Annotated in this window: 11 protein-coding genes and 1 riboswitch; of the genes, 3 read left to right on the top strand and 8 right to left on the bottom strand. The window is 49.4% G+C overall.

Translation table 11 applies throughout. The features are described 5' to 3' along the window. Nucleotides 1-33: 33 nt before the first annotated feature. The 4 genes from QQ055_RS04490 to tig all read right to left on the bottom strand — a co-directional run bounded on the left by QQ055_RS04490 (nt 34) and on the right by tig (nt 4,655). Nucleotides 34-882 carry an alpha/beta fold hydrolase gene (locus tag QQ055_RS04490; RefSeq protein WP_284474413.1) on the bottom strand — a complete coding sequence of 283 codons (849 nt, stop codon included), beginning with the start codon at nt 880-882 and terminating at the stop codon, nt 34-36. Between the two features lie 118 nt (nt 883-1,000). Beyond that, on the bottom strand, nt 1,001-2,344 hold the full coding sequence (clpX, locus tag QQ055_RS04485) for an ATP-dependent protease ATP-binding subunit ClpX (protein ID WP_284474412.1): 1,344 nt from the start codon (nt 2,342-2,344) through the stop codon (nt 1,001-1,003). A gap of 10 nt (nt 2,345-2,354) precedes the next feature. Then, nucleotides 2,355-3,053 (bottom strand): ATP-dependent Clp endopeptidase proteolytic subunit ClpP, encoded by a 699-nt coding sequence (clpP, locus tag QQ055_RS04480; protein WP_069965228.1) that lies wholly within the window; start codon nt 3,051-3,053, stop codon nt 2,355-2,357. Nucleotides 3,054-3,254: 201 nt separating this feature from the next. Next, complete coding sequence (tig, locus tag QQ055_RS04475) at nt 3,255-4,655, bottom strand: trigger factor (protein ID WP_284474411.1); 1,401 nt, start codon at nt 4,653-4,655, stop codon at nt 3,255-3,257. A gap of 295 nt (nt 4,656-4,950) precedes the next feature. Here tig and QQ055_RS04470 point away from each other — a divergent pair, with 295 nt between their 5' ends. The 3 genes from QQ055_RS04470 to QQ055_RS04460 all read left to right on the top strand — a co-directional run bounded on the left by QQ055_RS04470 (nt 4,951) and on the right by QQ055_RS04460 (nt 8,852). Then, on the top strand, nt 4,951-5,991 hold the full coding sequence (locus tag QQ055_RS04470) for an aspartate-semialdehyde dehydrogenase (RefSeq protein WP_069965226.1): 1,041 nt from the start codon (nt 4,951-4,953) through the stop codon (nt 5,989-5,991). A 74-nt stretch (nt 5,992-6,065) separates the two neighbouring features. Further along, complete coding sequence (gene dapA, locus QQ055_RS04465) at nt 6,066-6,950, top strand: 4-hydroxy-tetrahydrodipicolinate synthase (RefSeq protein WP_071958106.1); 885 nt, start codon at nt 6,066-6,068, stop codon at nt 6,948-6,950. Between the two features lie 144 nt (nt 6,951-7,094). Beyond that, complete coding sequence (locus tag QQ055_RS04460) at nt 7,095-8,852, top strand: ribonuclease J (protein WP_069965224.1); 1,758 nt, start codon at nt 7,095-7,097, stop codon at nt 8,850-8,852. 240 nt (nt 8,853-9,092) lie between these two features. Here the strand turns inward: QQ055_RS04460 and QQ055_RS04455 are convergent, their stop codons facing one another. The 4 genes from QQ055_RS04455 to QQ055_RS04440 all read right to left on the bottom strand — a co-directional run bounded on the left by QQ055_RS04455 (nt 9,093) and on the right by QQ055_RS04440 (nt 14,538). Beyond that, nucleotides 9,093-10,025, bottom strand: coding sequence for a class I SAM-dependent methyltransferase (locus QQ055_RS04455; protein WP_284474410.1), 933 nt, complete (start codon nt 10,023-10,025; stop codon nt 9,093-9,095). A gap of 73 nt (nt 10,026-10,098) precedes the next feature. Then, on the bottom strand, nt 10,099-11,436 hold the full coding sequence (locus tag QQ055_RS04450) for an ArsB/NhaD family transporter (protein WP_283361977.1): 1,338 nt from the start codon (nt 11,434-11,436) through the stop codon (nt 10,099-10,101). 312 nt (nt 11,437-11,748) lie between these two features. Continuing rightward, nucleotides 11,749-11,905, bottom strand: a riboswitch (cyclic di-AMP (ydaO/yuaA leader). Nucleotides 11,906-12,103: 198 nt separating this feature from the next. Further along, the gene (locus QQ055_RS04445) at nt 12,104-13,105 is read right to left on the bottom strand and encodes a pentapeptide repeat-containing protein (RefSeq protein WP_284474409.1); all 1,002 of its coding nucleotides are present in this window, start codon (nt 13,103-13,105) and stop codon (nt 12,104-12,106) included. 185 nt (nt 13,106-13,290) lie between these two features. After that, nucleotides 13,291-14,538, bottom strand: coding sequence for a molybdopterin molybdotransferase MoeA (locus QQ055_RS04440; protein WP_283361979.1), 1,248 nt, complete (start codon nt 14,536-14,538; stop codon nt 13,291-13,293). Nucleotides 14,539-14,567: the final 29 nt, after the last annotated feature.

The raw sequence follows: 14,567 nt of genomic DNA, 5'->3' as shown, positions 1-14,567 counted from the left end.
GGGCTGCGGTGGGTGAGAGGTCTTTGAAATCAATTAATCTTTGGCTAAAAATGCCTGTACCGTTTTAAGATACATCGAAGAATCTTCCAACATGGGAAAGTGAGCCGTTTGAGGAACGAGCGCAAACTCTACATAAGGACTCAAACTAGCGGCCATTTGACCCATTGCAGCCGGGATAATCTTGTCATATTCGCCCGCGACTAGCAGCACGGGAACGGAAAGCTTCGCAAACTCTTGAGGCATCATTTCCGCTGCTTTTTGGCTGACTGACGTGAAAATCGTCCCTAACGCCGCCGCATAGTCTGCTAGGAGAAAATCTTCTAAAAAAGCCTGACTCAGGGGTGACGGAATGCTGCGATGTAGAAAGCGAGCCATAAAGAACCGATGCATCAGCGGAATTTTACCCAGCCACTTGGGGCGGAACTTGACGACATAGCCGCCAAATTTGTGAAACGTCGTAAAAGACTGTTCATCATACTCAAAAATGCCGCTACAAGTGAGTATGGCTTTTTTCACTTGTTGAGGGTAGCGATTGAGGAATAAAGTAACAACAGACGCACCCATCGAATGGGCATTAATATAAACGCTAGGGAGTTCTAATGCGGCCAGAAACGCCGCTAAATCTTCTGCGTATTCTTCTAACTCGTAGGAAAAGACGGGAGGAGGCTGTACCAAACGCGTAGAACGCCCAAACCCCCGCATATCGTAGAGCAAGCAATCAAAATCGCTAGCGAGTGCTTCTGCTGTACTTTGCCAATACCGCCCAGAACCCGCCCAACCATGAACAAACACCATCACGGGTTTAGAGGAGTGAGTGTGGGGTTGGGAGGTTTTAATCCACTCGTAGTAATGCTCAACTCCTCGAACTGAAATGTAAGGCATATCCAGTGTATTAAACGTTTTGAGTTCCCTGACCAAAAGTGAGGGCGCTACTGCTCCTGCGAGGCGTTGAAGCTCAGGAGGTTTGCGCCAGCCGCACTTGAGAGATTCCTCAAAAATATCAAGCAGATTCAGGTTTGGGAAGAGAAGAGGGGTGCAGTAGCAACTCTGCGGTCGAACGTTTCTCAACCATTTCCTTCGTAATCGTACAGCGGGTTACGTCTTTGCGGGACGGTAGCTCGTACATCACCTCTAGCATCAATTCTTCAACGATGCTGCGTAATGCTCTCGCTCCGGTTTTGCGGCGATACGCTTCTTGGGCGATCGCTCTAGTTGCTTCCGGTTTAAACTCAAGCTGTACGTTGTCCATTTTCAGCAATTTCTGATATTGCTTCACCAACGCATTGCGAGGTTCCGTCAAAATTTCCGTCAGAGACTCTTCATCGAGAGGATCGACTACTGCCGCCACGGGAATTCTACCGATAAACTCTGGAATCATCCCGAATTTTACTAAATCTTCCGGTTCTAGATTCCGCAGAATATCAGCCGCTCGTTTATCCTTGGACGCATTCTCATTGCCTTGAATAAAGCCAATAGAGCGCTTACCGCTGCGCTGCATCACGACCTTATCTAAGCCCACAAAAGCGCCACCACAGATAAACAAGATATTGCTGGTATCAATTTGGATGCAATCTTGATAGGGGTGTTTGCGTCCGCCTTGGGGAGGAACATTAGCGACTGTCCCCTCTAGCATTTTTAACAACGCTTGTTGAACGCCTTCACCCGAAACATCGCGAGTAATGGAGGGGTTTTCGCTCTTGCGCGCAATTTTATCAATCTCGTCAATATAAATAATTCCGCGCTGGGCTTCTTCGACATCAAAGTCCGCAACCTGAAGCAACCTTAGCAGGATATTTTCCACATCCTCGCCCACATACCCGGCCTCAGTCAGCGTTGTGGCATCCGCAACTGCAAACGGGACATCTAGCATTTCTGCCAAGGTTTGGGCTAACAATGTCTTGCCGCAACCTGTGGGACCGACTAGGAGAATATTCGATTTTTGCAGTTCCACTGCATCATCAAATCCCCCCTTAGCATTCCCCTTCGACTGAGCGTAACTCAATCGCTTGTAGTGATTGTACACGGCAACGGACAGAACTTTTTTCGCCTCGTTCTGACCAATGACATGCTCGTCTAAGTACTTTTTGATATCTTTAGGTTTGGGAATTTGATGTAACGAAAGGTTCGCCGTGCGCGTTTTCCGCTTCTGGGGTGGCGGTTCCCGACGGGCGGTGCCGGAATGGGATGCGGAACTTGAGTCAAATAACTCTTCGTCTAGGATTTCGTTGCATAACTCAACGCATTCATCGCAGATATAGACTCCCGGTCCCGCGATTAATTTGCGAACTTGTTCTTGAGATTTGCCACAGAATGAACATTTTAGATGGGAGTCATATTTAGACATACTCTGCCTCTCATTTCACTGCGGTTAGAGGATCGGCCGACGTCGGAAGATTTTGCCGGGTAATGACTTGATCGATCAGACCATAGTCTTTGGCTTCCTGGGCCGACATGAAGAAATCGCGTTCTGTATCAGCTTCGATCTTTTCCAACGGCTGACCGGTGTGGTGAGCTAGCAAGCGATTTAAGGTACTCTTATGATAAAGAATCTCTCTAGCCTGAATTTCAATATCAACCGCTTGACCTTGAGCGCCACCGAGGGGTTGGTGAATCATGATTCGAGAACTCGGCAGCGACATTCGCTTACCTGCTGTCCCTGCGGCGAGGAGAAAAGCTCCCATACTCGCAGCCAAGCCAAAACAGATGGTGACAACATCCGGGCGAATCTGTTGGATGGTGTCGTAGATGGCCATCCCTGCTGTTACTGAGCCGCCTGGAGAGTTTAGGTAAAGTTGAATATCCTTTTCGGGATCTTCTGCTTCTAAAAAGAGCAACTGAGCCACAACGGAGTCTGCTACAGCATCGTCAATTGCGGTGCCAAGAAAGATAATCCGTTCTCGGAGCAATCGAGAATAGATATCAAAGGCTCGTTCGCCACGACCAGATTGTTCGACCACCATTGGAATCACGTTCTGGGGCGCGACTGAAGAGTCAATCTCAAATTGGCTCAAGCTCTCGATTGATTGGTGATAAGGGGTGCGGGATACAAGCATAGGAGTTATCGTTTCAGCAGCCAAGTCTCAAGACGGTTTAATGCACTCAATTAAATCTTAGAGCTAGAAATTTTTAAGACTTCTATCTGCGATCATTATGCCTTAATCCGCTAGTCTCTGGGGGGAAATCCTGAAAAAGACCCCTGCGAGGAATGCCAATCAATCCTAGCGGATCGATCGTCCAGTCAGCAGGGGAGGCTTTTACGAGTCTGCGGTTGTTGAAGGGGCGAGTTCTTCCTCAACTTCTGTCTCTTCGATTGTTTCCTCGTCTTCCTCAGACTTTAAGGTGCCTTCTGGAACGAGTTCTACCGTGCAATGCTCTTCTAGCCAGGTGAGGATTTTTTCTTTGATCAAGTCGTCTTCTACGGCTTCGCGCAAGCGTTCGGGGTCGAGTTCTTGCCGTCCGGCGTATTCGGTCATAATTTCTTGCACTTTAGCGTCAATGGCTTCTGCTTCAACGCTGAGGGATTCGCGTTTGGCAATTTCAGCTAAGGTGAGGGCGCGTTTGATCCGTTTGAGGGCTTCCGGGCGGCTTTGCTCGCGCAGTTGGGGAATTAATTCTGCCGTGAAGAGGCGCTTGATATCCAGACCTTGGTTGGCCAGTTGCATGGCGGTTTGAGTCAGCATGGAGTCTACCTCGCGCTGAATCATGCTTTCGGGAATTTCGACTTCAATATGATTGAGGAGTTCATCAAGGAGCGATCGCTCTTTATTCTCCTTGGTTTTGCTGTTGGCTTCGTCTTGATAGCGTTTTTCTAAAGAGGCGCGCAATTCCTCTAGGGTTTCAAACTCGCTGACTTCTTGAGCAAACTCATCATCAAGTTCGGGTAGCTCTTTCTCTTTGAGTTCTTTGAGCGTGATTTGAAACTGAGCGGACTTGCCAGCGACCTCTTCTTGGGGGTAGTCTTCGGGAAACTGGGCGATGACTTCCTTTGTATCGCCTGGATTCATCCCAAGAATGCCATCCACAAAACCGGGAATAAAACGGTTTTGGTCTAGCTCAATTTCAAAATCTTCAGCTTGCCCGCCTGGGATTTCTTGCAGTTCGCCGTCTTCAGAGTGGGTGTAACCCATAAAATCGACCAAGGCAACATCGCCCAGGGAAGCGGGACGACCCTCAACCGGGATCAGCGTTGCTTGTCGCTGACGTTGTTCTTCTAGCAGTCGATCGACTTTACCTGCATCGTACTTCACCTCTTCTGCCTGAACCGTCAGCCCTGTATATTGGTTAAGCGTTACTTCCGGAGGAACATCGACAGCCGCCGAAAAGGTTAGGGGTTGACCGGGTTCGTAGGCTTCAATCAAGCTCTCCATGTCAGAGCGCAACTGATAATTGCCAATGGCTTGAATTTTTTCCTGCTCAATAGCTTCTGGCAGGACTTTTTGAATCAAGTCTTCTACCGCAGCCGCTTTGAGGTTTCTTGCCCCAAACCGCTGCATGACCACTTGACGGGGAACTTTGCCTTTACGAAACCCAGGAATGTTCGCCGAGCGGATCATATTTTGGACTACGCGATCGTACGCTTGTTTGGACATCTCGGCTGGGACTTCAATTTCCAGCCCCATCTGGCTCTGAGGCAATTTTTCCTGGGTAACTTTCATCGGTTCTTCGAGTCTGATGACAACTAAATGTTTTGGCTAACTTGATTTTGGTGCTTGTGACGGTTTAACATCACCACATTGCTTTTTTATCATACAGTTGGGAGCTTGGGATTGTGCGAGGTCTTGCAATTGTTTTTCGATTTGCACTGGCTTTCCCTTTTAATTGTCTCCAGCCTTCCCGCTGAACCTGCTAGAATCGGAAAACTATACAAATCAAGCCCCAAAGTTGGTTAATATTCTAATTTTTCTGAATTTGCCTTAAATAGTTCAAGCTTATTAACAGGAGGAAAATCGTTTGCCTCAGTCTTACAAAGTCGCCATTTTGGGTGCGACAGGTGCCGTTGGCACAGAGTTGCTGGAGTTGCTGGCTGCTCGGCAATTTCCGCTAGCAGATTTGAAGTTGCTCGCGTCTCCCCGTTCTGCGGGCAAGACCTTAACGTTTCAGGGCGAGGAGCTACCCGTTGAAGCCGTCAGCGAAGACTGCTTCAAAGATATTGACATTGTTTTAGCGTCTGCTGGGGCTTCCACGTCTAAGGCTTGGGCGTCTAAGGCAGTTGAAGCCGGGGCAGTGGTGGTGGATAACTCCAGCGCCTTTCGTATGGACCCGCAAGTCCCGCTGGTGGTGCCAGAGGTTAACCCAGAGGCAGCCGACCAACATCAAGGGATTATTGCCAACCCGAACTGTACGACCATTTTAATGAGTGTGGCCATTTGGCCGCTCCATCGCGTTCAACCGATTCAGCGGATTGTGGTGGCAACCTACCAATCGGCTAGCGGTGCTGGGGCGCGGGCGATGGAGGAAGTCAAGCACCAAGCCCAAGCCATTTTAAATGGGGCAGAACCGCAAACAGAGGCTTTTCCCTATCCTTTGGCGTTTAATTTGTTCCCTCACAACTCCAAGCTCACTGAGCAGGGCTATTGTGAGGAAGAAATGAAGATGCTCAATGAGACGCGCAAGATTTTTGGGACGGCCGATCTGAGAATTACGGCCACTTGCGTTCGGGTTCCTGTACTGCGGGCGCACTCAGAAGCCGTTAACCTAGAATTTAGCGAACCTTTTTCGCCGCAGCAAGCGCGGGAAATTTTGCGCTCGGCTCCGGGCGTTAAGTTAGTCGAAGATTGGCAAGCCAATTATTTCCCGATGCCGATTGATGCGACGGGGGAAGATGATGTGTTAGTCGGTCGAATTCGCCAAGATCTTTCTCATCCTTGTGGGTTAGAACTGTGGTTGTGTGGCGACCAAATTCGCAAAGGGGCCGCGTTGAACGCCGTACAAATTGCGGAGTTGTTGATCGAGCGCAATTTGCTGAAAAAACGGGAAGTCGCGACGGTGTGAAATTAAAGGTCGCGCTTGGGAACGGTGCGAATGAGAACCCCTAACCAGTTTAATGACGAGGAGTGAGTGCGAGTGTGAGCGATTTTGGACGAGTTCTGACCGCAATGGTGACGCCTTTCCGTGAAGATGGCGCGGTTAACTATGAGGTGGCTGAAAAACTAGCCTCGCAATTGGCGGATCGAGGTTCGGATGCGTTGGTGGTCTGCGGTACGACGGGCGAGTCTCCGACCTTAACCTGGGAAGAAGAGTATCAGCTTTTTCAGGTGGTGCAAAAGGCGGTTGCCGGTCGGGCAAAGGTGATTGCTGGCACTGGGTCAAATTCCACGACTGAGGCGATCGCCGCTACGCAAAAAGCCCATAAACTTCAGTTAGATGGCAGCTTGCAGGTGGTACCCTATTACAATAAGCCGCCCCAGGAAGGGTTATATCAACACTTTGCGGCGATCGCCAAAGCTACCCCCGATCTCCCCATCATCCTTTACAATATTCCTGGACGGACTGGACAAAATCTCCAACCGGAAACCGTAGCGCGTCTAGCAGAAATCCCCAATATCGTAGGGATCAAAGAAGCTAGCGGCAGTCTCGATCAAGTGAGTCAAGTTCGCCGAATTACACCTTCAGATTTTGCCATCTACTCTGGAGATGACTCGCTGACTTTACCCTTACTGGCGGTCGGCGGTCAAGGCGTCGTCAGCGTGGCTTCCCACCTGGTCGGCCCGCAACTGCAAGACATGATTCAAGCCTTTTTTGCCGGTCAAGTACAAGCGGCAACTGACATTCATCTTCAACTCCTCCCCCTATTCAAAGCCCTATTTATCACCACAAATCCGATTCCCCTCAAAACGGCCCTCAAGCTTCAGGGTTGGGATGTAGGTTCTCCGCGTTTACCCCTTTGCGATCCCGATCCGGATCTGAGCGACACCCTCAAGGCAGTTTTAGCCGATCTGAAGTTGCTCTGAAGCCTAACCTTTGCGAACAACTGAATATTTTTTGCTGAGTTTTCCGTCATCGGTCATTCACCAAGCCTACAGAGGCAACCGACCTATGACCCTCGATTTCTCATAACACTCAACCCACTTGTGGATTATCAGGATACACAACTAATGACCAAAAGCGTTAATCAATCAAAACTCAAAATTATTCCTCTCGGCGGCTTGCATGAAATTGGCAAGAACACCTGCATTTTTGAATACGAAGATGAAATGATTCTGCTCGATGCCGGGTTAGGCTTCCCCACAGACGGGATGCACGGCGTCAATATTGTCTTGCCAGACATGACCTACTTGCGAGAAAATCGCGATCGCATCAAAGGCATGATCGTCACCCACGGTCACGAAGACCACATTGGCGGCATTGCCTACCACCTCAAGCAATTTGAAATCCCCGTCATTTACGGACCGCGTTTAGCAATGGCCTTGCTAGAGCGCAAACTCGAAGAAGCCGGCGTCGCAGATCGCACCGAACTTCGCACCGTCAGCCCCCGCGACTTGGTGAGAGTGGGGAGTTCCTTCTTTGCCGAATTTATTCGCAATACCCACTCAATGGCCGATAGCTTCACCGTGGCGTTGCATACCCCCCTGGGCGTTGTCATTCACACCGGAGACTTCAAAATCGACCACACCCCCGTTGATGGCGAACGGTTTGACCTACAAAAACTCGCAGAACATGGCGAAAAAGGCGTCCTTTGTTTAATTAGCGACTCCACCAACTCCGAAGTTCCGGGGTATACCGCCTCCGAAAGCTCAGTTTATCCCAACTTAGACCGCGTATTTTCCCAAGCTCCCGGTCGGTTGCTGGTGACAACCTTTGCCTCCTCGGTACATCGCCTCAACATCATTTTGAGCTTGGCGAAAAAACATAACCGCGTGGTGACAGTCTTGGGACGCTCCATGCTGAATGTGATCGCCATTGCCCGAAACTTGGGTTATGTCAAGTATGACGACGACTTAATCCAACCCCTCCATACCATTCGCCATCTCCCCAACGAGAAAGTCCTGATCCTCACCACCGGATCGCAAGGCGAACCCCTGTCAGCCTTGACGCGGATCGCCAACAAAGAACACCGTCAGGTGCAAATTCGCCCTGGAGATACCGTTGTCTTCTCCGCTAACCCCATTCCGGGGAACACCATCAGCGTGGTTAACACCATCGACAAACTGATGATCCAAGGCGCGAATGTGATTTATGGTCGAGATAAAGGCATTCACGTTTCCGGACACGGCTGTCAAGAAGACCAGAAACTGATGATCGCCTTAACGCGACCGAAGTTTTTTGTCCCCGTCCACGGCGAACACCGAATGCTGGTAAAACACGCCGAAACCGCGAAAAATATGGGCGTTCCGCCAGAGAATATGGTGATTATCGATAATGGCGACATTATTGAACTGACGGAAAACTCCATTCAAGTCGCTGGGAAAGTCCAGTCTGGGATTGAATTAGTGGATAGCTCCGGCATTCTCCACGACAATATTCTCAAGGAACGCCAGCAGTTAGCCGAAGATGGCGTTGTGACCGTTGCAGCCACCGTGAACTGGGAATGTCAGTTAGTGGCGACACCCGAAGTCCACCTGCGCGGGGTGGTGACTTCAGTGGAGAAAGCGCAACTGCAAGCCATGATTACCAAAGTCATTGAAACCATTTTGAGCGATCGCGCGCCCGACTTTTCGGCCAACTTTGCCAATGGCGATCGCGATATCGACTGGGATAAACTCAAAGCCATTCTCGAATTAGAATTGAACAAACTCATTCGTCGCGAACTACAAAGCAATCCCCTCGTCGTTCTGTTAATGCAAGTGCCAGAACTCTCACCCCTCAAATCAGCCCGCACCAGACCCCGCACAGCGGCGAAAGTTGCCTCGTAAGCGGCTGAATTCTGCTGAATTTCTCCTGTAAAAGTAGCCCTAGGGCTACTTTTTTGTGGGTAAAAAGAAGGGCGATGCATCGCCTACATCACCCTTCTATCCGGTTGCTAGCTTCAGATCCGAACTATACCGATCTCCACTTCGTTCAGTTCGGTCTATTGGCAATTAATAAGCTGCCATCCTTATATCGGTAAAAAAGCCCTGTTTTTATGCAAGTTACGCCAAAAAGTTTACTAAACTTTACGCGTCTTGAACCTGAGCAATCACCGTCCGGTGGCGCGGACTATTAGGAATAATCTTAGGAGACTGGAAACCCGTACTCACCAGCGTCTCCTCAATATCCAGCGTAAAATACTCATCGAGATAAGGTTCCGTACTCTTGAGCAACGTCAAGATATAAGAGGGCATTTTGGCATAAATTTCCGACTGAGGATTCATATCCATAATCGCCAGATGCCCTTGAGGACGCAACAAGCGCCGCGCTTCTTGGAAAATTTGCCGGGTTGCAGACTGGGGCAGTTCGTGACACATTAAGAAAATCGAGATCAGATCGAACGACGCATCCGGTAAGCCGGTACTTTCCGCCGCCGCATGAACCCAGTTAATCCCCTGAAGTTGGGACTGAGTTTGACTGTACCGAGCCACAGATAGGAAATAAGGCGATAAATCAATCCCAGTAATCTTGGCTTGGGGATAAAGCGCTTGCAGGGCAAACGTACTCATTCCCACACTACAGCCGAGATCTAGAATATCTTGGGGCGGTTGAGACAGATGAGCTTGCAGCAAGTCGTGATAGCTTTGGCGGAGTTTTGCATCCCCTTGAGCGCCTGCATCTTTCCAAATTCCCGCATGAACGGCTTTTGCTGCAACTTCCACCTCTAAAGCCGCATCCCAACTCAGATTTCCTTCCTCATAAGCATGGAAAGAGGTGACATAGTAATCGGGATAGCGCAATTGAGAATTTTGGACTGCTGCGAATTCCCCTTCCCAGTCATGAGCGCGCAGCGTTTCTACCTGCTGACGCCACGGTACGCCAATCTTTTCGGCCCGCTGAATCATCATTGTCCGCGCTCGGTGTTTCGCCAGGTCAGCGAGAGGCTTAATGGCTAAGATACCATTGACTAAACGAGAGGTCAGTCCAAGATTAGAGTTGGGATTGAGAGTTGCCGTCATTGCAATTTAAGCTTTAAATACCGTATTTGATATTCTCAAACTTTAGCAGAGCCAGCAATGCTTGAGAGCAAGCCTAGAGCAAAAATCGGAAGGTAACGTAGAGAGCCGCCACAACAAGCTGAATGGATGCAATGGGAATACTGTAGTTGAGAAATGTTCTAAATGAAATTCGCCGACCATGCAATTCAGAAATTCCAGCAGCAACAATATTAGAAGATGCTCCCACCAAGGTACCGTTCCCCCCTAGGGTTGCACCAAACATCATGGCATAAAACAGGGGTAAAACTGCGGGTGGAAGTTGTCCAGAAAAGTTAGAAGGTAGAATTTCCGATCCGGCTAATCCCACATTGACGAGATATTGTTTCAGCAAAGGAACCATTGCAACCACTAAAGGAATATTTGGCACCAAACTGGACAGCAAGCCGACGATAAACAACAGCAAAATGGAGCCAACTGCAATATTTTGTTGCAAGATAACTGCTAGGACGTTAGAAAGTCCAGCAATTACGCCTGTTTTTTCTAACCCGCCAATCAGCACAAAAACGCTCATAAAGAAAATCAGCGTACTCCAATCTAAATCGCGCAAAATATGATTGACGGTATCAATTTTACTGTGATGGGCGAGCAGCATCGCTAAAGCAGCCCCCATCAAAGCAACGGCTGCTGGAGAAATGGGAATGGGGAGAGATTCGCCAATGGTGAAAAAGAGTAGAACGAAGGCAAAAATTAAGCTACCGACTGCTAATGTTCGCGGGTGATTGATTTGAGGATGAGGCAGTTTATTCAGGTTATCTAGATTTTTATGCCAAATTTGCCGAAAGACAAAGGGGAGAGTGACGGTGACTGCAATAATAGCCAGCAGTCCCCCCAAGCTGAGACGGGTTAAGTAGTCGGCGAAACTGATATTAATTGCATCGCCGACAATAAAAGTTGCTGGATCTCCAACTAGGGTTAATAGTCCAGCGCTGTTGGCGACAAACACCATTAAGATGAGCAAGGGCACAAAATCAACGCCAATTTCTTCGGCCATTGGCGGAATTAGCGGTGCTAGCAACATGACGGTTGTTGCATTCGGTAAAACCGCACAAATTGGCGTTGTAATGGCTACAATTCCTAATAAGAGTCGCTTGCCTTGACCTTGGGCTAAAATAACAATTTGAGTGGCTAGGTATTCAAAGATTTTGGTCGGCTCAAAGGCTCTCACAATGACCATTACACCAAAAAAGAGTGCTAAGGTTGAGTAGCTATTACTGATATAGCCAATGGCCTCTGTTAAGGTCATGACATGGGTGAAAACTAGAAGCAATGCACCTAAAAAAGCTGCAATGGTAAGGTGCATCCACTCAGTCATGATTAAGACGATGACGCTAATGAACGTTACCGTTGCAACGAGAGAAGACCAGTTTTCCATAGCACCTTTCTACGTCAATTATGCAAGATCGATCGGCGAGCGTATCTTTTTGGGAAAGAACGTTTGTCGATCGGGTATACTATCTGCCGAGCCACCTAAAGAAATGTCAATCGAATCTCTCTTGAGTTTGAACAATTCAGAGGGATGCGGTTGTACGCGGGTTGACTGACAACTCTTTTGGGTGTTGTGTTAGGTTGCCTCAAGCTTGACCTAACCTAGCCATGTTTTGTCAGGCAATTAGGGTTGCACGTTTAATCTCAGTCTAGAGAAGCTGACGAGTGCAGGTCATTTTTTTGTGAAAATGCTGTCTCTTCAATCTTCTTCCATTGCCTACGAAGTTAGCTGACGGGCTAGGGTTGGAAGATCCCCCTCTCTCCTTAAGGATCGACTCCTTAATTGGATTTGAGATACGCCCCGTTTAGGACACTTGGTTCCTCCGCTCTTCCTTTAAACTGCGCGATCGCACGTTACGATCGACAGGGTTGATTCGGCTGACTGGGTACTAATTTACCAAGATAATTTTAGCAGTAATTGGTTTTAGAGTCAATGAAGAGATTCAACTTCGGATTTTACTGAAAACCTCCCCATAAAAAAGGGGTTTCTTGTTAAGACAAACCAAAAATAGTATTAAATATTGCAATTGGGCGATCGCGCTAACTCTCCCTGATTAACGGCTGCCGCTGCGAGAGGGATCTTCAATTTCAACCCGTTGCGCGGATTGATTAAAAATTACCGCTAACCGACTGGCTCGTCCCGTATCTAAAGAACCCGAACGCCAAACCCGATTGCGCCCCCCTTCAATAAAACGTAACTCATAATTTCCGGGAGGAACATCCAAAGAACGCCGCGTTTGGTTTCCAGAGAAAGAAAGCGTTTGGCGAGTCGAATTGCCAACAATCTCAACGCGCACGTTATCGCGAGTTTCCGAAATAAACTCCAGGCGAACTCGGCTGCGGCTGTCAGAACTGCGACCATCATCCCAGCGCCAATCGCCATCGCTGGTGCGGCGATCGTCCCAACGCCAATCGCCATCGCTGGTGCGGCGATCGCGATCGCGAGCCAGATCCGTATTGCTCAGATCCGCCCCACTCAAATTAGCACCATCCGTTCTCACCCCCCGCGTATTGGCGCGTCGGAGGTTAGCATTGCTCAAATTGGCGCGGCGTAAATCCGCCCCATCCAGATTGGCGCGTTCTAAGTTTGCCCGTTCTAAATTCGCGTCTAACAAAACCACATCTCTGAGATCGGCCGATCTGAGATCGGCGCGTCGCAAATTCGCCCCTGGTAAATTCGCATCCCCCAATCGCGCACCCTGAAGCGTTGCGCGTTCTAAATCGGCTCTAGCCAGATTCGTGCGGCGCAGAGTCGTGTTGCTAAAATTCACATTTCGCAGTCTAGCGCGCTCTAAATTCGCCCGTTCCAGAGTTGCACCTGCCAGATTTGCGCCCTCAAGATTGGTGCTTCGCAGCCGCGCATCTTCTAAATTTGCCCCTGCCAGATTCGCACCGCGCAAATCCATGCCTTCAAAACTGGCCCCTCTGAGATCGCAACCCGTACACGCCTTAGTTGCCAGCAATAGCTTAACGTGATCGGGGTTAATCGCCAAAGCCGAGGTAGATGTACCGAACGTCAAAAGCAGTGCTGTAGTCCACAAGATTCCAGGTTTCATGTCTATTCCTCAGCAAACTATTCATTTAAGAGCCAGCACTTAAGCCGCTCCTGGTAATTAAGTTAACCTTTCCTCTACCGATCTTTACTAGGGTTAAGCTCTTGAAATCATGCGCTAGCGGATTTCCTCAGTTGAGTCAATCCGATACCTGTCTAGCTCGAATCCAATGTGGTTGATGACCTGAACTAGAAATAGAGAACTTTGACTCTTTCCCCTAGCTTAACCTGCGTTTCCCCGACTGGGAGAACGGCTAAAGCATTCGTCCGTGCTAAGTTAATCAAGTTCCCCGAACTGTGAGAGCCGGTAGCGAGTTCAAACTCACTCTCTTGGGGAGTCGGTATCAGTTGACCCCACAAATAGGTTTCTCGCCGTCCATCGGATTTGAGGGGCTGACGCGATCGCGCGATCGCCCATTTCGGCTGCCAACCCGCTGCCAGTCCAGAACGCTTTTTCAGCGCCGGAACCACAAACCGCCAAGCTGTTACCAACGCTGAAACCGGATTTCCGGGCAAACCAAAATATAAAACAGAACGGCCTTCCGGCTGCATCGATTGGGAAAACGTCGCAAACGTCAAAGGTTTCCCCGGTTTAATCGCGACTTGATGAAAATGCACCTTAGCCCCCAAGTCAGCCAGCACGCTATCGACATAATCGTAATCGCCCACTGACACCCCTCCAGAGGAGAGAATAATATCAGCGATTTGGGTTGCTTCTGCGATCGCCTCTCGAATCGCCTGGGGGTTATCGGGCACAATCCCCAACATCAGCGGCACCCCGCCCGCCTGCTCGATCAGCGCCGCCAACGCATACTGATTCGAGTCTACAATCTGACCCGGTTGCAGCGGTCGATCGGGACTGACTAACTCGCTGCCCGTCGAAATAATCGCCACCCGCACCTTAGAAAACACCGAAACCTGCACGCATTGCGCCGCCGCTAATACGGCAATTTCCGGCGCAGACAATAGCGTACCGCGATCGAGCAAAGGCGCTCCGGCCTGATAATACTCCCCTTGGCGGCGAACAAACGCCCCTAGCTGACTCGGCGCTGTCAAAATATAAACTTGCGAACCCTCGGTACGGGTATTTTCCTGCATTACCACCGTATCTGCACCGGATGGCATCATCGAACCCGTAAGAATGCGGGCGGCTTGTCTGGGCGCGATCGCCATTTGCGGGGCATAGCCTGCCGGAATTTCCTCAATAATGTCTAAAATTGTTGGATTTTCAGCACTGCACTGACTCACATCCGCATAGCGCACCGCATATCCATCCATCGCCGAGTTATCCCAGTGAGGAAAATCCAACCGGCTGGTAACGGGAACTGCAACAACTCGCCCGACTGCTTCCCAAAGATCTACGATTTCAGTATCGGAAACGCCCATCGGTTGAGCTTCGTTGAGAATAATGGCTTCGGCTTCGTTAACTGGCAGCATAGTGAGGATCGATCGTTGCTTCCCTCAAT

The sequence above is a fragment of the Geitlerinema calcuttense NRMC-F 0142 genome (genome assembly GCF_030285425.1).
This window is presented reverse-complemented; position numbering and strand designations above follow the sequence as displayed.